An 18,030-nucleotide genomic window follows, 5' to 3' on the forward strand; every position below is an offset into this window, starting at 1 on the left:
CGGCAGGAATCAGCGTCCCGCCACCGGCACTGGCCGCCGTGCCGGGCCGACCCCATGCAGAGGGGATCTTTTGACGGAAACCGCCTGATGATCCCGTTGTCGATCCTCGACCTGGCCCCGGTCTGCGAGGGCAGCGATACCACTGCCGCCTTCTCCAACATGCTGGCACTGGCCCAGCATGCCGATGCGCTGGGCTACCGCCGCTACTGGCTGGCCGAACACCACAACATGCCCGGTATCGCCAGCGCGGCCACCGCCGTGCTGATCGGGCACGTTGCCGGTGGCACGCAGCGCATCCGTGTCGGTGCAGGCGGCATCATGCTGCCCAACCATGCGCCGCTGCAGGTGGCCGAGCAGTTCGGCACGCTGGCCTCGCTCTATCCGGACCGCATCGATCTGGGGCTGGGGCGGGCGCCCGGCACCGACCAGCCGACCGCCCGCGCGCTGCGGCGCTATTTCGACAGCGCTGACCAGTTCCCGCAGGATGTGCGTGAGCTGCTGCATTACTTCGAGCCGGTCCAGCCCGGTCAGGCGGTGCAGGCCGTGCCTGGCGGCGGCCTGCGGGTGCCGACGTGGATCCTGGGTTCCAGCCTGTTCGGTGCGCGCATGGCGGCATCGATGGGGCTGCCGTACGCCTTCGCCTCGCACTTCGCCCCGGACGCGATGGATGAGGCGCTGGCAGTCTACCGCCGCGAATTCCGTCCTTCGGCCACGTTGAAGCAACCGCACGCGATGCTGGCATTGAACGTGGTGGCCAGCGACAGCGAAGCCGAATCGCGCCGCCTGTTCACCAGCCAGCAGCAGAGCTTCGTCAATCTGCGCCGGGGGCGTCCCGGCAAGATCCCGGCACCGATCGACGACATCGAATCGTTCTGGGAGCCGCACGAGAAACTGGGGGTCGAGCGGGCATTGGCGTGCACGGTGCTGGGTGATCCGCAGCAGGTGGCCGAGGGTATCGCCGCGTTCGTCCAACGCCATCGACCTGACGAACTGATGCTCACCGCCAATCTGTATGACCATCGCGCGCGGCTGCGCTCGTTCGAGCTGACCATGCGGGCGTGGCACGATCGCCACGCGGGCTGAACGATTGCATCACGGCGCATTGCAGACCTTCCGCGTCTGATGGGGGCTCCCTACCCCTGGAGCTCCCCATGTCGGATTCCCGCGCAGAACACATCGCCCAGCTGGCCGAACTGATCAAGGACGTGGAGGTGGCGATGTTCACCACGGTCGGTGTGGATGGTCGCCTGTACAGCCGTCCGCTCGGCACCCAGCAGGTCGCCTTCGATGGTGACCTCTGGTTCGCTACTGCAGCCGACAGCCCGAAAGTGGCGGAAATCGCGCTCAATCCGCGGGTCAACGTGGCCTACGCTTCGACGTCGAAGAACACCTATGTGTCCGTGGCGGGCAATGCGCGCATCGTCGACGATCGGGCCAAGGTGGAAGCGCTGTGGTCGCCAGCGATGAAGCTGTTCTTCCCCGGCGGCAAGGACGATCCGAACCTTCGGCTCATCCACGTGCAGGCCGAATCGGCCGAGTACTGGGATGGGCCGGGCACGCTGCTGGGCAGGGCGCTGACGTTCGTGCTGTCTGCGGTACAGGATGAGCCAGGCCAGCTTGCCGACAACGGTTTCGTCGACCTGCGTTGATGGGCCCGGTTCAGAACCAGCGCTGGAACAGTTCGACGGTGTAGCTCACCAGTTGGCCGGAACTGAAACCAAAGAACGCGATTGCCGCCAATGCTCCGATCCAGTTGACCAGCATCAGCGCGCCGTCGCGCTCGAGCAGGGCCAGGGAGAACAGCAGCAGCTGGAAGCCGAACAGATAGTTGGTGAACGGGATCGGCAGCGACAGCAGGATGCCCAGCAGGACCAGCAGTGCGCCGGTGAACGCGTGGGCCGGCAGCGGCTTGAGCAGCTGCGGCAGGCGTGGCCTGAGCATGCGGTCCAAGCGCCGCAGCGGGCGGTCGATGCGGTCCAGGAACCGGTGCATGGTGCCGCGCTTCGGCCCGCGGCGGGCAATGAAGCCCGGCAGCCAGGGGCGCCGCATGCAGCACAGCATCTGCAGGCCGATCAGGATCACCAGGGGGCCACTGACCGCACCGCCCAGCCCCGGAATCGGGATGAACGACGGCAGGATCGCCACGAACAGGAAAACGCCGAAGGCGCTCTGCTGCAGATCCTGCAGGATCTGGCCCAGCCTCATGTGCTGGGCCGGATCACCCCAGGCGAACATTTCCAGCAGCGTGCGGATGCCTTCGTTGCGATAGGCAGGTGCTGCGTCGCGCGGGCCGGACTCAGGCGGTGAGCTCATCGGCCTGCTCGTCCGACAGCGTGCGCAGCAGCAGCTTGTCCACACGTGCACCGTCCAGGTCGACGATCTCGAAGCGCCAGCCGGCCCAGTCGAAGTACTCGCCCGCGTGCGGGATGCGGCCGAAGTAGTGGATGCACATGCCGGCCAGGGTGTAGTAGTCGCCCTCTTCGGCGTCGGGAAGCTCGTTGCTGCCGATCAGCTCGCGGAGGTCGTCCACCGGCAGCGAGCCGTCCACCAGCAGCGAGCCGTCCTCACGGGTCACCACCAGTGCGTCCTCGTCGGCATTCTCCACCGCTTGAAGGCGGCCGACCACTGCGCCCATCAGGTCGCTGATGGTGACCAGTCCCTGGATCTCGCCGTATTCGTCGACGACCAGCGCCATCGACTGCTGTTCTTCCCGGAAGATCTCCAGCAGCTTCATCGCATGGGTGGACTCGGAAACGTACAACGGCTCGCGCAGGGTCTGGAACAGCGCGTTGTCGCCGCGTGCCATGCGGGTCGCCAGCGATTTCAGTTCAAGCACACCGACCACATCCATGTCGTTGTCGCGATAGACCGGATAGCGCGAGAACTCATGCTCGGCCATGATTTCCAGGTTGCGGTCCAGGCCGGCCTGCGTGTCCAGCCAGGCGATCCGGTTGCGCGGCGTCATCAGGCTGTCGGCGGTGCGATCGCCCAGCCGCATCACGCGGTTCATCATGTCGCGCTCATGGGTATCGATCACACCTGCCTCGTGGCTTTCGGCCACCAGCATGCGGATCTCCTCTTCGGTCACCGAGGCGGCTTCGTCCTTGCCCAGGCCAAGTGCCTTCAGCACCAGCTGGGTCGTCCTGGACAGCAGCCAGACGAAGGGCAGGGCCAGTTTGGCCAGCCAGCTCATCGGCATGGCCACCAGGCTGGCAATGGCCTCGGAGCGGGTCAGGGCCAGCCGCTTGGGCACCAGCTCACCAAAGATCAGGGTCACGAAGGTGATGAGGGTCACGGCCAGCGTGGTGCCGACCTGGGAGGCGTAGGCGAAGCCGGGCATCAGGCCCTGCAGCCAGCCGGCAATGGCATCGCCGATGGCGTCGCCGCCCAGGTAGCCGGTCAGCACGCCGATGACGGTGATGCCGATCTGGACCGTGGACAGGAAGCTCTCGGGCTTTTCGGACAGCTCCAGGGCCTTGGCGGCGCGCTTGGAGCTGCCGGCCATCTGCTTGAGACGGCTCTTGCGCGAGGTCATGACCGACATCTCGGACATGGCGAAGAAGCCGTTCAACAGAACCAGCGCGAAGACAATCAGGATCATTTCAAACACGGGCGTCGTCCCCGGTTGGTGGCAGGGAGGGCGGGTGCTTGCGATGGCGGCAGGCGCTCAGGAGCAGAGTCCGGCGCGGCGCTGGGGGATAAGGGTCGTCGTCCATAAGGTGCGCCCGAGGGCGCGCTGGCATCTTAGCAAAGGGCCGTGGCAAGGTGGCAACTGCCTGTTCAGGTTGGCGGGTTCCACCCCCGGAAAGGGGGCGGGGATACCCGAGATGGTCATCTAGCCGTCATAATTCCGTCCGGTGCCGTCCTTCCCGCGACGGCTGACAGGTTTCTCAATGTTCTCTCTGCAGACCATTTTCGGTTCCGGCAAACAGTTCTACACCCTGCTCGATGAGGCTGCCGTCGCGGCCTCCGACGCCGCCAAGGCGCTGCATTCCATGCTGCGCGAGGCCGACCGCCAGCCCGCGCTGGACGCCTTCAAGCTGGCCCGCCTGCGCGAGCGCGCGGCGTCGGACAAGATCAGCCAGGCGCTGGTGGACAGCTTCATGACGCCGATCGAGCGTGAAGACATCGAAGCGCTGGGGTCGGCGCTGTACAAGATCCCCAAGCAGATCGAGAAGTTCGCCGATCGCTATTCGCTGGCCACGACCCACCTGGAGCACATCGACTTCGCGCCGCGCGCGGCGATGCTGGAGCAGGCCGCCGGCGTGGTGGTGGAGATGGTGGCCGACCTGCGCCACATGAACCTGGACCGGATGACCGCGCTCAACGAGAAGCTGCGCTCGCTGGAGAACGAGGCTGACCGGCTGATGCTGGAGCTGTACCGTGACATCTATTCCGGGCGCCTGGACAACCTGCAGATGTTCCTGCTCAAGGAATTCTTCGAGATCCTGGAAAAAGCCATCGATCGCTGCCGCGAGGCCGGCGTGGTGGCGTACCAGATCGTGCTGAAGAACAGCTGACGGACGCCGCCGCATGTTGACCCTCGTCCTGGTGGTGATCCTGGCTGCGCTCGTCTTCGAGTTCATCAACGGCTTCCACGACACCGCCAACTCCATCGCCACCGTGGTGGCGACCAAGGTGCTCTCGCCCGGCTGGGCGGTGATGCTCGCCGCCTTCATGAACCTGATCGGTGCCCTGACCGGTACGGCGGTGGCGCTGACCATCGCGTCGGGCCTGCTCAACACCAACGTGGTCGATGTCACCCCGCAGGTGATCCTGTGCGCCCTGCTGGGCGGCATCATCTGGAACCTGATCACCTGGTGGAAGGGGCTGCCGTCCTCGTCCTCGCACGCCCTGATCGGTGGCCTGTGCGGCGCCGGGCTGGCGGCCGCGCACAACAACTGGGATGCGCTGATCTGGTCCGAACGGCTCGGCAGCTGGGCGCAGAACAAGGGCCTGCTGTGGAAGGTGTTCGTGCCGATGATCACCTCGCCGATTGCCGGCTTCCTGCTGGGCATCGTGGTGATGGTGCTGCTGTGGGGCCTGATTGCCGGTCTGGCCAGGATCGGTGGTGCGATTGGCCGCCTGGCCCGTCCGCGCTGGGTCAATGCCTTCTTCGGCAAGGCGCAGATCGTTTCGGCCGCCTACATGGGCTTCGCACACGGGCACAACGACGCACAGAAGACCATGGGCATCATCGCCATGACCCTGATCGGTGCCGAAGCCACCGGTGCACTGGACAACCTGCCGTCCTGGCTGGCCTTCATGCACCCGGATGCGCAGGCCGGTGACGGCATCGCGATGTGGATCGTGCTGACCTGTGCGGTGGTGATGGCCGCCGGTACGGCTTCGGGTGGCTGGAAGATCATCAAGACGCTGGGCCACAAGATGGTCAAGCTGCATCCGATCCACGGCTTCGCGGCGGAGACCAGCTCGGCCACCATCCTGACCCTGGCCGCCCATTTCGGCATGCCGGTCTCGACCACGCACAGCATCTCCACCGCGATCATGGGCGTGGGCTTTGCCAAGAATCCGCGTTCGCTGAAGTTCGGCGTGATCGAGCGCATCGTCTGGGCCTGGATCCTGACCATCCCGGCGGCAGGCGGCTGTGCGTACCTGATCCTGAAGCTGTTCGAGCTGTTCGGCTGGACCTGATGCCAGCAACCCTGGGGTCAGAGCCCTTTCCCTGCAGATAGGGATCTGACCCCGGAAATGAAAAAGCCCGCCGGATTCCGGCGGGCTTTTTTCATGGGCAGATCGTTTTTCCGTATCCAGCGTGTCGACCAAGGTCGACACCCACCAACAGCAGCAGGAACCTCGCCAGCCCACGGAAACCCGGCTTTTGTCGTTGCCGTTGCCGTTGCCGTCAGCGGGCGCCGGGCCGCAGGCGCGGTCGAACCCCTCAGTTGCGCTGGAACAGTGCCTGCACATCCTTGCGGAATGCCGCCTGGCTGTCGGCACGGCTGTAGAACATGTGCCCGCCCGGGTAGCTGCGCACCTGCACGCGGTCCGGGTTGCTGCCCATCGCCGGCATCTGGTCCACGGTCAGGATCGAGCCCATGAACGGGCATGACAGGTCATTCCAGCCGTGCGCGATCAGCACCTGCAGATTCGGATCGATCGCCACCGCCTGGCGCAGCTGGGTCACCGCACCCTGGCGCAGGTCGCCGTTGCGGTCCCACAGCCGGTTCACCTCGTAGTTCAATGCCTGGTAGCGCGCATCGACCTTCCAGCCCACCACGCGGGTGACGAAGTCGACCATCGCGGTGGTGGTCGGCGCGATGATGCTGTCGAGCAGGGGATCGTTGGCGCGCTGTTCCGGATCGTTCGGGAACGGATCAAACGCCGTCACGTTCGAGTCGTAGCGGCTGCCCAGCGTGCCCTTGTCGCGGAACACTTCGCGCAGATAGGCCTGGGTTTCCAGGCGGCCGCCGGCACGACGCACGAACTGCGGGTCCAGCCCGGTCAGCTCGGTGACCCGGCGCAGCATCGCCTCGGTGGCCTGCGGATCGCTGCGGCCCTTCATCAGGGCGGTGGCGTAATCGCCGCGGGTGTACTCGATCACCTCACGCATCGCCGCGTCGGTCAGGCGGCCCTGGCGCTCCAGGTGCGCCGCTGCGATCGACGGCAACGTCTGCATCCACGCCATCGGCGAGACGTCGGCGTTGTCTTCCAGGGTCGGGCTCAGGTACGGCGAGACCAGCACCAGGCCGTTCATCGCAACGCCCAGCCGCGTCTGCAGGTAGTGGGTGATGCGTGGGCCGCGGTAGCCACCGTAGCTCTCACCGGTGAGATACTTGCGCGACGCCATGCGCTGGTTGCGCAGCAACCAGTCGTAGATCGATCGCGACAGGTACTCGATGTCGGCACTGGGGTTGTACAGTGCCTTCTTGGCTTCGTCATCGCCGATGCGGGCACGGCTGAAGCCGGTGCCGACCGGGTCGATGAAGACCAGGTCGGTGAAGTCCAGCCACGTTCCCGGATTGTCATGCAGCGTGGCCGGCGCCGACGCGCTGTCGCCCTCCGAGCCGAAGGTCACGACCTTCGGGCCGATGGCGCCCAGATTGAGATACACCGAGGACGCGCCGGGCCCGCCGTTGAGCGCGAAGGTCACCGGCCGGTCCTTGCCGGGCATCGTGTAGGCGGTGAACACTACATCGGCGATCACCTTGCCCTTCTCGTCACGTACCGGCAGGGTCCCCACGGTGGCGGTGTAGTCGAGCGTGCGGCCCGCCAGGCGGATGCTCTGGCGGGTGGAGGCGTCGGCCGGCAGCGCAGGTGCTTCGGTCTTGTCGTCCCTGGCGTCGGGCTTGGATTCGGCGGCGGGCGCGGCCAGCACGCTGGCAGGAGCAATGAGCAGGCCGACGCAGAGCGCGGCAGTGTGCAGCAGGGACTTCATGGCACCGGATCGGCAGCGGAAGGGGGTTTCGATGCTAGGCCTCCAGGGTGCCGCGCCGTATGTGTCCAAAGCCATGGCCGGGCGTTGTCGTCGGTTGCGGCCAGATTGGGTCAAGTGGGCAGGGCGCTCGCGGCTTCGTCATCGGCCAGCAGCCCGTACACAGCCGAGTCCGCCAACTCGCCCTGGATGCGCCAGCGTTGGCGCAGGAGGCCCTCACGATGGAAGCCGAGGCGTTCAAGCACGTGCGCGGAGGCCGCATTGCGCGGATCGATCTCGGCTTCGACGCGATGCAGGCGCAGCGTCCGGAACAGGTAGGCCAGCACCTGCTGCAACGCCTCATGCATGTAGCCCCGGCCCTGGACCTCAGGTGCCAGCAGATAGCCGATCTCGGCACGCGCAGCATCGCGATCGACGGCAAACACCACGCAGATGCCCAGCAACGGGCCTTCCAGCGATTCGCGCACGGCCAGCTTGAGCTGGGTGCCGATGGCGTGTGCGGCGAGGTCGTCGTCGATCTGTTCGCGGGCTTCGCCCGGCCGTGTCCAGGCAGGATGGTTCCACCAGCGCATCACCGCCGGGTTGGATTGCAGCGTGAACAACGCAGCAGCGTCATCACGACGGATCGGGCTCAGGACCAGCCGCGTGCTGTGCAGCGGCAGGCCGGGGAACAGCAGCGAGTGGCTGGGCAATGCGGTGGTCCACGCGGATGAGCGCGCATTATGGACCCGCAGGGTTTGCCGATGGGGGTGTAATGCCCCGGTGGGCGGCCTGAACCGGTACTGCCAGGCCATGCAGCCAGAGCCGTTTCCCGACAGGAAACGGCCCCGGCCCGCGCTGGGGTCAGACTTCCAGCGACGCCAGATCGCCCTTGGTCTCCAGCCAGCCCTTGCGGTCAGACGCCCGCTTCTTGGCCAGCAGCATGTCCATCAGCGAACGGGTCTGCTCGCGATCGTCCACGGTCAGCTGCACCAGGCGACGGGTGTCCGGGTGGATGGTGGACTCACGCAGCTGCGACGGGTTCATTTCGCCCAGGCCCTTGAACCGGGTCACGTTGACCGCGCCCTTGATTTTCTCGCGCTCGATCTTGTCCAGCATGGAGCGCTTTTCTTCCTCGTCCAGTGCGTAGAAGACCTGCTTGCCCACGTCGATGCGGAACAGCGGTGGCATTGCCACGAACACGTGGCCAGCGTCGACCAGCGCCGGGAAGTGCTTCAGGAACAGCGCCGTCAACAGGGTGGCGATGTGCAGGCCGTCCGAGTCGGCGTCGGCCAGGATCACCACCTTGCCGTAGCGCAGGCCGCTGATGTCATCCTTGCCCGGATCGCAGCCGATGGCGATGGCCAAGTTGTGCACTTCTTCCGAGGCCAGCACGCTGTTGGAGGAGACTTCCCAGGTGTTCAGGATCTTGCCGCGCAGCGGCATGATCGCCTGGAAATCCTTGTCGCGTGCCTGCTTGGCGCTGCCGCCTGCCGAATCACCTTCCACCAGGAACAGTTCGGTACGCGACAGGTCCTGGCTGATGCAGTCGGCCAGCTTGCCCGGCAGGGCAGGGCCCTGGGTGACCTTCTTGCGGACCACCAGCTTTTCGGTCTTCAGGCGTGCGCTGGCGCGCTCAATGGCGATCTGCGCGATCTTCTCGCCCAGTTCCACGTTCTGGTTCAGCAGCAGGCTGAATGCATCGTGCGCGGCACCTTCCACGAAACCGGCGGCCTGCCGCGAGGACAGGCGTTCCTTGGTCTGCCCGCTGAACTGCGGATCGGTCATTTTCAGCGACAGCACAAACGACACGCGGTCCCACACGTCTTCCGGCGCCAGCTTCACGCCACGCGGCAGCAGGTTGCGGAAGTCGCAGAACTCTCGGAGCGCCTCGGTCAGGCCGGTGCGCAGGCCGTTGACGTGGGTACCGTGCTGGGCGGTCGGGATCAGGTTGACGTAGCTTTCCTGGACCAGCTCGCCTTCCGGCAGCCAGGCCACGGCCCAGTCCACCACTTCGGTGTCCTTCTTCAGGTTGCCGACGAACAGGTCGGCCGGCAGCATTTCGCGCTCGCCCAGCTCCAGCTTCAGGTAGTCGCGCAGGCCGTCCTCGTAGTACCAGGTGTCGACTTCGCCGGTGGCTTCGTCGGTCAGCTTCACGGTCAGGCCCGGGCACAACACCGCTTTGGCGCGCAGCAGATGCTTGAGCGCGCGCACCGCGAACTTCGGCGTATCGAAGTACTTCGGGTCGGGCCAGAAGCGCACGCGGGTACCCGTGTTCTTCTTGCCGACCGTGCCCACCACTTCCAGCGGCGTGGCGCGGTCACCGTTACGGAAGGTGATGCGGTGTTCGGCACCTTCACGCTTGATGTGCACCTCCACCAGGGTCGACAGCGCGTTGACCACGCTGACGCCGACGCCGTGCAGGCCGCCGGAGAAGGTGTAGTTGTTGTTGCTGAACTTACCGCCCGCGTGCAGGCGGGTCAGGATCAGCTCGACACCCGGGATCTTCTCTTCCGGATGGATGTCCACCGGCATGCCACGGCCGTCATCGCTGACCTCCACGCTGCCGTCCTTGTACAGGGTGATCTCGATCGAGCGGGCGTGGCCGGCGAGGGCCTCGTCCACCGAGTTGTCGATCACTTCCTGCGCCAGGTGGTTGGGGCGCGCGGTGTCGGTATACATGCCGGGACGGCGCTTGACCGGGTCAAGGCCGGACAGGACTTCAATATCGGCGGCGTTATAGCGGGCGTTCATCTATGTTCTAAAGCGCGGAGCGACGCGCAAGTGTGCGGTCTGGGCGGCGAATTTGCACGCCTGCGGTTCAGCCTCGCCACCGGGGAGGGGGTAAAATGGCAGCCGCTGGAATCCGGACGCCAGCGTCCCCATGTCCCAGCCATACCGCGAGGAGGACTCCATGAAGAAGTTGCTGACCATTGCGATCCTGGCCGCTGCCGCCGTTGCGGTGCCGCTGGTGATGGCGCAGAACGCCGGCCAGCCGGCCCCGCAGCAGGGTGACCAGGCCGACAAGGCACAGGCCGAAGCCGACGCCAAGGCCAAGCGCCGCGCGCAGGCCAATGCGGAGCTGAAGGCCAAGGGCCAGCCGGTTCCGCAGCAGGAAGAAGAGGAAGAGGCGCGCAAGAAGCGCTGAGCGCACGCGCACCCTCCCTTTCCCGCGGAAGCCCTGTAGAAGCGGGCTTCTGGCGACGCCACGCCCCCGCAAGGGGGCGTTTTTCGTTCGGTCGGCCTGCACAAGCCTCTTGGGTTGGCGGCCATCTATCTGTAAACTATGGCTTTCCGGGAGTAGTGCGTGTCCACCATTTGCGAATGGGCTGGCACGGCCATGCGTGGCCTCCAGCAATGCGGGTCGCAGGTGACGGTCGATGTGACCGGCGCGGTTGCCCCGACCTCGCGCGATGGTTACCGTCTGGCGCCAGCCGCCGCACGGATCGGCACCTCCCTCGCTGCCCCAGCGAACCGGAAAACCCCCTTCAAGCGCCATGTCCGCCCCCAGGGCGTGCGTGGCGCTGTCGTTTTCCATTTCCAGACAGGATGCTTGCAGCCATGACTCCCTTGATTTTCGTAACCGGCGGCGTGGTGTCCTCGCTCGGCAAAGGCATTGCCGCTGCGTCGCTGGCCGCCATTCTCGAAGCCCGTGGCCTGAAGGTCACGATGATGAAGCTCGACCCCTACATCAACGTTGATCCGGGCACCATGAGCCCGTTCCAGCACGGCGAGGTCTATGTCACCGACGACGGTGCCGAGACCGATCTCGATCTGGGCCACTACGAGCGGTTCGTGCGGACGCGCCTGAGCCGCAAGAATTCGGTCACCACCGGTCGCATCTACGAGAACGTGATCCGCAAGGAGCGTCGCGGCGATTACCTCGGCGCGACCGTGCAGGTCATTCCGCACATTACCGACGAGATCCGTCGTTGCATCGACGAAGCCACCGAAGGCTATGACGTCGCCCTGGTCGAGATCGGTGGCACCGTCGGCGACATCGAATCGCTGCCGTTCCTGGAGGCGATCCGCCAGGTGCGTACCGAGCGTGGTCCGGAGAAGGCGCTGTTCATGCACCTCACCCTGGTGCCGTACATCGGCGCGGCCGGCGAACTGAAGACCAAGCCGACCCAGCACTCGGTGAAGGAGCTGCGTTCGATCGGCATCCAGCCGGATGTGCTGTTGTGCCGTTCGGAGCAGGCCGTGCCCGATTCGGAGCGTCGCAAGATCGCCCAGTTCACCAACGTTTCCGAACGCGCCGTGATCAGCGTGCCGGACGTGGATGTGCTGTATCGCATCCCTTCGGGATTGCATGCGCAGGGCCTGGATGAGATTGTCGTCAACCAGCTGAAGCTGGCCGACAAGGCCGGTCCTGTCGATCTGTCGGTGTGGGAGGACGCGGTCGACGCCACGCTGCATCCGCTCGACGAGGTGACCATCGCCGTGGTCGGCAAGTACGTCGATCACCAGGATGCATACAAGTCGGTCGGCGAAGCACTCAAGCATGGTGGCCTGCGCCAGCGTACCCGGGTCAATCTGAAGTGGCTGGAAGCGCAGGACCTGGAAGGCACGGACATGGCCGCGCTGGCCGATGTCGATGGCATCCTGGTGCCGGGCGGATTCGGCGACCGTGGTTTCGAAGGCAAGGTGCTGACCTCGAAGTTCGCCCGCGAGAACCAGGTGCCGTACTTCGGCATCTGCTACGGCATGCAGGCGGCCGTGGTCGATTACGCGCGCAACGTGGTCGGCCTCGAAGGTGCCAACAGCACCGAGAATGATCGCCAGTCGCCAAATCCGGTGATCGGCCTGATCACCGAGTGGCGCACCGCTGCCGGTGACGTCGAGAAGCGCGACGACAAGAGTGACCTGGGCGGCACCATGCGTCTGGGCCTGCAGGAGCAGCGCCTGAAGCCGGGCACGCTGGCGCGTGAGCTGTATGGCAAGGACGTGGTGGCCGAGCGCCACCGCCACCGGTATGAGTTCAACAACCGTTACCGCACCCAGCTGGAGGACGCCGGCCTGGTGATCGCCGGCAAGTCGATGGATGACACCCTGGTGGAAGTGGTCGAGCTGCCGCGCGATGCGCATCCCTGGTTCCTGGCCTGCCAGGCGCATCCGGAGTTCCTGTCCACGCCGCGTGACGGCCACCCGCTGTTCATCGGCTTCATCCGCGCCGCACGCGAGCGCAAGGCCGGTGGCCAGTTGTTGCAGGAAGCGCGCGCCTGACTTGCGATGGGGCCCGCCAGGCCCCATCTTGCTCGCTTGAACCAAGTGCATCGGCCCGTTCGATGTAGCGGACAACTCTAAGGAAACGCCATGAAACTGTGTGGATTCGAAGTGGGGCTGGACCAGCCCCTGTTCCTGATCGCCGGCCCCTGCGTGATCGAGTCGATGCAGTTGCAGCTCGATACCGCTGGCAAGCTGAAGGAGATCACCGGCAAGCTCGGTGTGAACTTCATCTTCAAGTCCAGCTTCGACAAGGCCAACCGCACGTCTGGTACCGCTTTCCGCGGCCCGGGCATGGAGGAGGGGCTGAAAGTCCTGGCCGAGGTCAAGAAGCAGATCGGCGTGCCGGTGCTGACCGACGTCCATGAGTACACCCCGATGGACGAAGTGGCTTCGGTCGTGGATGTGCTGCAGACCCCGGCATTCCTTGTTCGCCAGACCGACTTCATCCGCAAGGTGTGCTCGGCCGGGAAGCCGGTCAACATCAAGAAGGGCCAGTTCCTGGCGCCCTGGGACATGAAGCCGGTCGTGGAGAAGGCCAAGGCGACCGGTAACGATCAGATCATGGTCTGCGAACGCGGTGCCAGCTTCGGCTACAACAATCTGGTGAGCGACATGCGTTCGCTGGCTGTGATGCGCGAGACCGGGTGCCCGGTGGTGTTCGACGCCACCCATTCGGTGCAGCTGCCGGGTGGGCAGGGCACCAGCTCCGGCGGCCAGCGCGAACATGTGCCGGTGTTGGCCCGGGCCGCGGTGGCGGTGGGTATCTCCGGTCTGTTCGCCGAGACCCATCCTGACCCGTCCAAGGCCCTCTCCGACGGTCCCAACGCATGGCCGCTGGACCAGATGGAAGCACTGCTCGAAACGCTGATGGAGCTCGATGCGGTGACCAAGAAGCACGGTTTCTCACGCTTCGCGTGAAGTCTGACCCATGGACGGCGCTGGAAACCCAGCGTCGCCGCCGGCACTGGAAACAGTGGCCGTGGGGCCTGATCGCACTGGGCCTGGCGGGGTTGTTCACGGCGGGCGTGTTCGGTCTGGTGCTGATCGGCGCAGCGTCCGTGCGGTCCCCGGGTGATGGCAGCAGCGTGCTCAATCTGCGGGCGTACTTCATGGCGCTGCTGGCTGGCGAACTGTTGACTGCCGGCGGCTGCATCGCTGCCGCCGTGCTGGCTTGGCGCCTGAATCGCGGCAAGGTGGCCGCCGGGCTGGCGGTTGTCCTGCTTTCGCTGTGGCTCGGTGCGCTGTCCTACGGGATGCTGTGATGAATACGAGCACGTCTGCACGCGATTGGCCCAAGGGCCTGATCGCGCTCAGGCTGGCGGCGCAGGCATGGCACCGTCTGTCCGGCCATGGCCGCTGCTTTGCGGGTGCTCCTGGTATCGCTGCTGCTGCCGGGGCGGGGGCCAGCCGGGGCTGACGCCGTTCGCGCCATTTGGCAACGGGCGGGCAGCCGGGGATAATCACGCGGCATTCGTTTTGTCGCCCCCTCTCCATACAGGTAACCGGCCCGACCATGAGTACGATCCGCAGCATCCACGCCCGTGAAATCCTCGACAGCCGTGGCAACCCCACGCTGGAAGCCGAAGTCACCCTGGAGGACGGTTCGTTCGGTCGTGCCGCGGTTCCCTCCGGCGCCTCGACCGGCACAAAGGAAGCGGTCGAGCTGCGTGACGGCGACAAGACCCGCTACCTGGGCAAGGGCGTGCGCAAGGCTGTCGACAACGTCAACACGACCATCGCTGCCGCGCTGAAGGGCTTCGAGGCCACCGACCAGTCCGGCCTGGACCGCCGCCTGATCGACCTTGATGGCACCGAGAACAAGGGCCGTCTGGGCGCCAACGCGCTGCTCGGTGTCTCGATGGCGGCCGCGCACGCCGCCGCAGCATCCAGCAAGCAGGCGCTGTGGCAGTACCTGGCCGGCAGGACCGGCGTGACCCCGTCGCTGCCGGTGCCGATGATGAACATCATCAACGGCGGCGCGCATGCCGACAACAACGTCGATTTCCAGGAGTTCATGGTGCTGCCGGTCGGCTTCACCTCGTTCTCCGAAGCGCTGCGCGCCGGCACCGAGATCTTCCACTCGCTGAAGTCGGTGCTGAAGGGGCATGGCCTGAGCACCGCGGTCGGTGACGAAGGCGGCTTCGCGCCTGACTTCCGCAGCAACGTCGAGGCGCTGGACACCATTCTCGAAGCGATCGGCAAGGCCGGCTACACCGCGGGCGAGGACGTGCTGCTGGGTCTGGACGTGGCCTCCAGCGAGTTCTTCGAGAACGGCAAGTACAACCTGGTCGGCGAGAACAAGCGCCTGACCTCCGAGCAGTTCGTCGACTTCCTTGCCGACTGGGCCGCGCAGTACCCGATCATCACCATCGAGGACGGCCTGGCCGAGAACGACTGGGCGGGCTGGAAGCTGCTGACCGATCGCATCGGCAAGAAGGTGCAGCTGGTGGGCGATGACCTGTTCGTGACCAATCCGAAGATCTTCCAGGAGGGCATCGACTCCGGTACTGCCAATGCCATCCTGATCAAGGTCAACCAGATCGGCACCCTGAGTGAAACCCTGGAAGCGATTGCCATGGCTGACCGTGCCGGTTATGCCGCTGTCGTCTCGCACCGTTCGGGTGAAACCGAAGACACCACCATCGCCGACATCGCCGTGGCGACCACTGCCACCCAGATCAAGACCGGCTCGCTGTGCCGCAGCGATCGCGTGGCCAAGTACAACCAGCTGCTGCGCATCGAGGAAGCCCTCGGTGCCGGCGCGCGTTACGCCGGTCGTGACGCGTTCGTTTCGCTGAAGCGCTGAGGCCATGCGCGATTGGCGCTGGCTGCTGCTGGTGCTGGCCCTGCTGCTGGCATGGCTGCAGTACCGTTTCTGGTTCGGCCCGGGCAATTCGGGGGAAGTGATGATGCTCGAAGCCCAGGTTGCCGGCCAGGAACGGGACAACGAAGGTCTGCAGCAGCGCAATGATGCGCTGGCTGCCGAAGTGAAGGACCTCAAGGAAGGCCAGTCCGCCATCGAAGAGCGCGCACGCAGTGAGCTGGGCATGATCAAGCCCGGCGAGAAGTTCTACCGGGTGGTCGACGACGCGCCGGTTCGTCCGGCGCAGCCGCCGGTGCCGATGCCCGAACAGGCGGGCGACCACCCGGCGGACGTGCCATGAGCGCGGCGATCTGGGTGGTCGTTCCCGCTGCCGGTCGTGGCGCCCGCTTCGGTGCGCCACTGCCCAAGCAGTATCTGCAGGCGGGCGGGCAGATGCTGCTGGCCCACACCCTGCAGGCACTGCTGGCCCACCCGGCCGTTGCCGGCGCGATGGTGGTGATCGGCGAGAATGACGCGGATTGGCCGGGCTGGAGCGAATGGGCAGGCAAGCCGGTGCTGACCTGCACGGGCGGGGCGACCCGCGCCGCCTCCGTGCTGGCCGGCCTGCTTGCGCTGCCGGAGAGCGTCCGCGCCGATGAGTTCGTGCTGGTGCACGATGCCGCGCGGCCCAATCTGTCGCTGGCCGACCTGGGCCGCCTGCTGGAGGTTGGCCGTACCGATCCGGTCGGGGCCATTCTTGCCGCGCCGGTACGCGACACCCTGAAGCGGGCCGGTGACGATGGTGGCATCGACGGCACCGAGCCCCGCGAGCGCCTGTGGCGCGCGCTGACCCCGCAGCTGTTCCGCCGCCATCAGTTGATCCGCGCGCTGACCGACGCCGCTGCGTCCGGCGTGGACGTCACCGACGAAGCCATGGCCATGGAACGCCAGGGCCAGCGCCCGCTGCTGGTTGAAGGCAGCGAGGACAACTTCAAGGTCACCACGCCCGCCGACCTGGACCGCTTCGAATTCGTACTTTCCCGCCGCGCCGGCTGAACGCCCGCGCGGCCCTGCTGCAAGGGTTGCATCCATGAGCACTGCTCCGTTCCCGCCCGTCCGCATCGGCCAGGGCTACGACGTCCACGCCTTTGGTGAGGGTGACCACATCATGCTGGGAGGCGTGCGCGTGCCGCACAGCCACGGTGTGCTCGCGCACAGCGATGGCGACGTGATCCTGCACGCGCTGTGTGACGCCATGCTCGGCGCGCTGGCGCTTGGCGACATCGGCCAGCACTTTCCGCCCAGCGATGATCGCTGGAAGGGGGCCGACAGCAGCGACTTCGTCCGCCACTGCGACGCTCTCCTGCGTGAGCGTGGCTGGTGCGTCGGCAACACCGATGTCACCGTGATCTGTGAACGACCGAAGGTCGGGCCGCATGCGCTGGCAATGCGTGAATGCATCGCGGCACTGTTGCAGCTGCCACTGGATGCGGTCAGCGTAAAGGCCACCACGTCGGAGAAGCTTGGCTTCACCGGTCGCGGTGAAGGCATCGCGGCACAGGCTGTGGTCCTGCTGGTGGCGGCATGATTCCGCTGCCGCTCGCGTTCGGTGCGCCGCTGCTGCAGGCGCGCATCCGCACCACCCCGGAGGATTTCCAGGTCGACGAGCTGCCGGCCTTTGAGGCCACGGGCGAGGGCGAGCATCTGCTGCTGCATGTCCGCAAGCGCGGTGCCAACACCGTGCATGTGGCCAAGGTGCTGGCCAAGTGGGCTGGCTTGCCGGAGATGGCGGTCAGCTATGCCGGGATGAAGGATCGCCACGCGGTCACCACCCAGCGCTTCAGTGTGCATCTGCCCAAGCGCGTCGCGCCGGATCTGGCGCTGCTGGCCAGCGATGATATCGAAGTGCTCGATGCAACCTGGCACAACCGCAAGCTGCAGCGTGGCGCGCTGGCCGGCAATCGTTTCAGGCTGGTGCTGCGCCAGGTACGCGGCGATGCGGTCGCAATCAGCGAACGCCTGCAGCAGATTGCCGATCGTGGTTTGCCGAACTGGTTCGGCGAGCAGCGTTTCGGCCGCGATGGCGGCAACGTTCCGGCAGCGCTGGCGATGTTCGGTGGCCGCCGCATGCGCAAGGACCAGCGCTCGCTGCTGCTGTCGGCTGCGCGTTCAGCACTGTTCAATCGCGTGCTTGCCGCACGCGTGGAGCAGGGTGTCTGGGACCAGCCGCTGGACGGTGAGGTGTGGATGCTGGATGGCAGCCGCAGCGTGTTTGGTCCGGAGCCTTACACCGATGCACTGGCAGCGCGGCTGGCCGGGTTCGATATCCATCCCAGCGCGCCGTTGTGGGGAGAGGGCGAGCTGCGCAGTACCGGCGCAGCCCGCGAGCTCGAACTGCGCGCGCTCGACGACGAGGAATCGAAGGCGCTGCGTGCCGGACTGGAAGAGGCACGGCTGAAGCAGGAGCGCCGCGCGTTGCGCCTGCGTCCTGCGCTGCTGCAGCACCAGTGGCTGGCGGAAGATGTGCTTGAGCTGTCGTTCGCGCTGCCGCCGGGCTGCTACGCCACCGCGGTCCTGCACGAGCTCGGACCGGTCGAGGACGCCGCGCAGTCCTGAGCGGATT

At 66.1% G+C, this 18,030-nt stretch carries 18 protein-coding genes; 13 read left to right on the forward strand and 5 right to left on the reverse strand.

The features are described from left to right. Window positions 1-87: 87 nt before the first annotated feature. Window positions 88-1,083: an LLM class flavin-dependent oxidoreductase gene (locus tag AC5P5M_RS08970; protein ID WP_460256430.1), complete on the forward strand. Its 996-nt coding sequence runs from the start codon at window positions 88-90 to the stop codon at window positions 1,081-1,083. Between the two features lie 68 nt (window positions 1,084-1,151). Continuing rightward, entirely contained in the window at window positions 1,152-1,649 is a 498-nt protein-coding gene (locus AC5P5M_RS08975; protein ID WP_053519807.1) for a pyridoxamine 5'-phosphate oxidase family protein, read from the forward strand. Between the two features lie 10 nt (window positions 1,650-1,659). Here the strand turns inward: AC5P5M_RS08975 and AC5P5M_RS08980 are convergent, their stop codons facing one another. After that, entirely contained in the window at window positions 1,660-2,313 is a 654-nt protein-coding gene (locus tag AC5P5M_RS08980; protein WP_495205777.1) for an exopolysaccharide biosynthesis protein, read from the reverse strand. After that, entirely contained in the window at window positions 2,297-3,601 is a 1,305-nt protein-coding gene (locus AC5P5M_RS08985) for a hemolysin family protein (RefSeq protein WP_053519809.1), read from the reverse strand. Before AC5P5M_RS08985 ends, AC5P5M_RS08980 begins: the two co-directional genes overlap by 17 nt. Before the next feature lie 292 nt (window positions 3,602-3,893). Here AC5P5M_RS08985 and AC5P5M_RS08990 point away from each other — a divergent pair, with 292 nt between their 5' ends. Both AC5P5M_RS08990 and AC5P5M_RS08995 read left to right on the forward strand, forming a co-directional pair. After that, window positions 3,894-4,520 (forward strand): DUF47 domain-containing protein, encoded by a 627-nt coding sequence (locus AC5P5M_RS08990; RefSeq protein WP_004152833.1) that lies wholly within the window; start codon window positions 3,894-3,896, stop codon window positions 4,518-4,520. 13 nt (window positions 4,521-4,533) lie between these two features. Further along, window positions 4,534-5,655, forward strand: coding sequence for an inorganic phosphate transporter (locus tag AC5P5M_RS08995; protein WP_053519810.1), 1,122 nt, complete (start codon window positions 4,534-4,536; stop codon window positions 5,653-5,655). Between the two features lie 247 nt (window positions 5,656-5,902). On the opposite strand, the gene AC5P5M_RS09000 is transcribed toward AC5P5M_RS08995, so the two are convergent. From AC5P5M_RS09000 to parE, 3 genes are all read right to left on the reverse strand, one after another. Further along, window positions 5,903-7,399 carry a S10 family peptidase gene (locus AC5P5M_RS09000; RefSeq protein ID WP_111186062.1) on the reverse strand — a complete coding sequence of 499 codons (1,497 nt, stop codon included), beginning with the start codon at window positions 7,397-7,399 and terminating at the stop codon, window positions 5,903-5,905. Between the two features lie 110 nt (window positions 7,400-7,509). Beyond that, window positions 7,510-8,088 carry a GNAT family N-acetyltransferase gene (locus AC5P5M_RS09005; protein WP_053519739.1) on the reverse strand — a complete coding sequence of 193 codons (579 nt, stop codon included), beginning with the start codon at window positions 8,086-8,088 and terminating at the stop codon, window positions 7,510-7,512. 151 nt (window positions 8,089-8,239) lie between these two features. Continuing rightward, entirely contained in the window at window positions 8,240-10,129 is a 1,890-nt protein-coding gene (gene parE / locus AC5P5M_RS09010) for a DNA topoisomerase IV subunit B (protein ID WP_053519719.1), read from the reverse strand. Between the two features lie 160 nt (window positions 10,130-10,289). Here parE and AC5P5M_RS09015 point away from each other — a divergent pair, with 160 nt between their 5' ends. From AC5P5M_RS09015 to truD, 9 genes are all read left to right on the forward strand, one after another. Then, complete coding sequence (locus tag AC5P5M_RS09015) at window positions 10,290-10,523, forward strand: hypothetical protein (protein ID WP_053519720.1); 234 nt, start codon at window positions 10,290-10,292, stop codon at window positions 10,521-10,523. Between the two features lie 413 nt (window positions 10,524-10,936). Then, the gene (gene pyrG / locus AC5P5M_RS09020) at window positions 10,937-12,601 is read left to right on the forward strand and encodes a CTP synthase (RefSeq protein ID WP_065174923.1); all 1,665 of its coding nucleotides are present in this window, start codon (window positions 10,937-10,939) and stop codon (window positions 12,599-12,601) included. A 90-nt stretch (window positions 12,602-12,691) separates the two neighbouring features. Then, the gene (gene kdsA / locus AC5P5M_RS09025) at window positions 12,692-13,522 is read left to right on the forward strand and encodes a 3-deoxy-8-phosphooctulonate synthase (protein ID WP_053519722.1); all 831 of its coding nucleotides are present in this window, start codon (window positions 12,692-12,694) and stop codon (window positions 13,520-13,522) included. After that, window positions 13,519-13,866 carry a hypothetical protein gene (locus AC5P5M_RS09030; RefSeq protein WP_164152229.1) on the forward strand — a complete coding sequence of 116 codons (348 nt, stop codon included), beginning with the start codon at window positions 13,519-13,521 and terminating at the stop codon, window positions 13,864-13,866. The genes kdsA and AC5P5M_RS09030 overlap by 4 nt, the downstream gene beginning before the upstream one ends. Before the next feature lie 251 nt (window positions 13,867-14,117). Continuing rightward, the gene (gene eno, locus AC5P5M_RS09035; protein ID WP_053519724.1) at window positions 14,118-15,410 is read left to right on the forward strand and encodes a phosphopyruvate hydratase; all 1,293 of its coding nucleotides are present in this window, start codon (window positions 14,118-14,120) and stop codon (window positions 15,408-15,410) included. 4 nt (window positions 15,411-15,414) lie between these two features. Further along, window positions 15,415-15,768 carry a cell division protein FtsB gene (gene ftsB / locus AC5P5M_RS09040; protein ID WP_053519725.1) on the forward strand — a complete coding sequence of 118 codons (354 nt, stop codon included), beginning with the start codon at window positions 15,415-15,417 and terminating at the stop codon, window positions 15,766-15,768. After that, the gene (gene ispD, locus AC5P5M_RS09045; RefSeq protein WP_074901198.1) at window positions 15,765-16,463 is read left to right on the forward strand and encodes a 2-C-methyl-D-erythritol 4-phosphate cytidylyltransferase; all 699 of its coding nucleotides are present in this window, start codon (window positions 15,765-15,767) and stop codon (window positions 16,461-16,463) included. The genes ftsB and ispD overlap by 4 nt, the downstream gene beginning before the upstream one ends. A gap of 34 nt (window positions 16,464-16,497) precedes the next feature. Next, window positions 16,498-16,995: a 2-C-methyl-D-erythritol 2,4-cyclodiphosphate synthase gene (gene ispF, locus AC5P5M_RS09050; RefSeq protein ID WP_074901199.1), complete on the forward strand. Its 498-nt coding sequence runs from the start codon at window positions 16,498-16,500 to the stop codon at window positions 16,993-16,995. Continuing rightward, on the forward strand, window positions 16,992-18,023 hold the full coding sequence (gene truD / locus AC5P5M_RS09055) for a tRNA pseudouridine(13) synthase TruD (RefSeq protein WP_164152232.1): 1,032 nt from the start codon (window positions 16,992-16,994) through the stop codon (window positions 18,021-18,023). The genes ispF and truD overlap by 4 nt, the downstream gene beginning before the upstream one ends. Window positions 18,024-18,030: the final 7 nt, after the last annotated feature.

This window comes from Stenotrophomonas sp. YJH_SMC_106-19 (genome assembly GCF_059368375.1).

Bases quoted from the DNA above. Each gene is read 5' to 3' on its own strand.
- AC5P5M_RS09000 (WP_111186062.1), bottom strand. From the start codon at position 7,399: ATGAAGTCCCTGCTGCACACTGCCGCGCTCTGCGTCGGCCTGCTCATT.
- AC5P5M_RS08990 (WP_004152833.1), top strand. From the start codon at position 3,894: ATGTTCTCTCTGCAGACCATTTTCGGTTCCGGCAAACAGTTCTACACC.
- kdsA (WP_053519722.1), top strand. From the start codon at position 12,692: ATGAAACTGTGTGGATTCGAAGTGGGGCTGGACCAGCCCCTGTTCCTG.
- ispD (WP_074901198.1), top strand. From the start codon at position 15,765: ATGAGCGCGGCGATCTGGGTGGTCGTTCCCGCTGCCGGTCGTGGCGCC.
- ftsB (WP_053519725.1), top strand. From the start codon at position 15,415: ATGCGCGATTGGCGCTGGCTGCTGCTGGTGCTGGCCCTGCTGCTGGCA.
- parE (WP_053519719.1), bottom strand. From the start codon at position 10,129: ATGAACGCCCGCTATAACGCCGCCGATATTGAAGTCCTGTCCGGCCTT.
- AC5P5M_RS08980 (WP_495205777.1), bottom strand. From the start codon at position 2,313: ATGAGCTCACCGCCTGAGTCCGGCCCGCGCGACGCAGCACCTGCCTAT.
- ispF (WP_074901199.1), top strand. From the start codon at position 16,498: ATGAGCACTGCTCCGTTCCCGCCCGTCCGCATCGGCCAGGGCTACGAC.
- AC5P5M_RS08970 (WP_460256430.1), top strand. From the start codon at position 88: ATGATCCCGTTGTCGATCCTCGACCTGGCCCCGGTCTGCGAGGGCAGC.
- truD (WP_164152232.1), top strand. From the start codon at position 16,992: ATGATTCCGCTGCCGCTCGCGTTCGGTGCGCCGCTGCTGCAGGCGCGC.
- AC5P5M_RS08975 (WP_053519807.1), top strand. From the start codon at position 1,152: ATGTCGGATTCCCGCGCAGAACACATCGCCCAGCTGGCCGAACTGATC.
- AC5P5M_RS09015 (WP_053519720.1), top strand. From the start codon at position 10,290: ATGAAGAAGTTGCTGACCATTGCGATCCTGGCCGCTGCCGCCGTTGCG.
- AC5P5M_RS08985 (WP_053519809.1), bottom strand. From the start codon at position 3,601: ATGATCCTGATTGTCTTCGCGCTGGTTCTGTTGAACGGCTTCTTCGCC.
- eno (WP_053519724.1), top strand. From the start codon at position 14,118: ATGAGTACGATCCGCAGCATCCACGCCCGTGAAATCCTCGACAGCCGT.
- pyrG (WP_065174923.1), top strand. From the start codon at position 10,937: ATGACTCCCTTGATTTTCGTAACCGGCGGCGTGGTGTCCTCGCTCGGC.
- AC5P5M_RS08995 (WP_053519810.1), top strand. From the start codon at position 4,534: ATGTTGACCCTCGTCCTGGTGGTGATCCTGGCTGCGCTCGTCTTCGAG.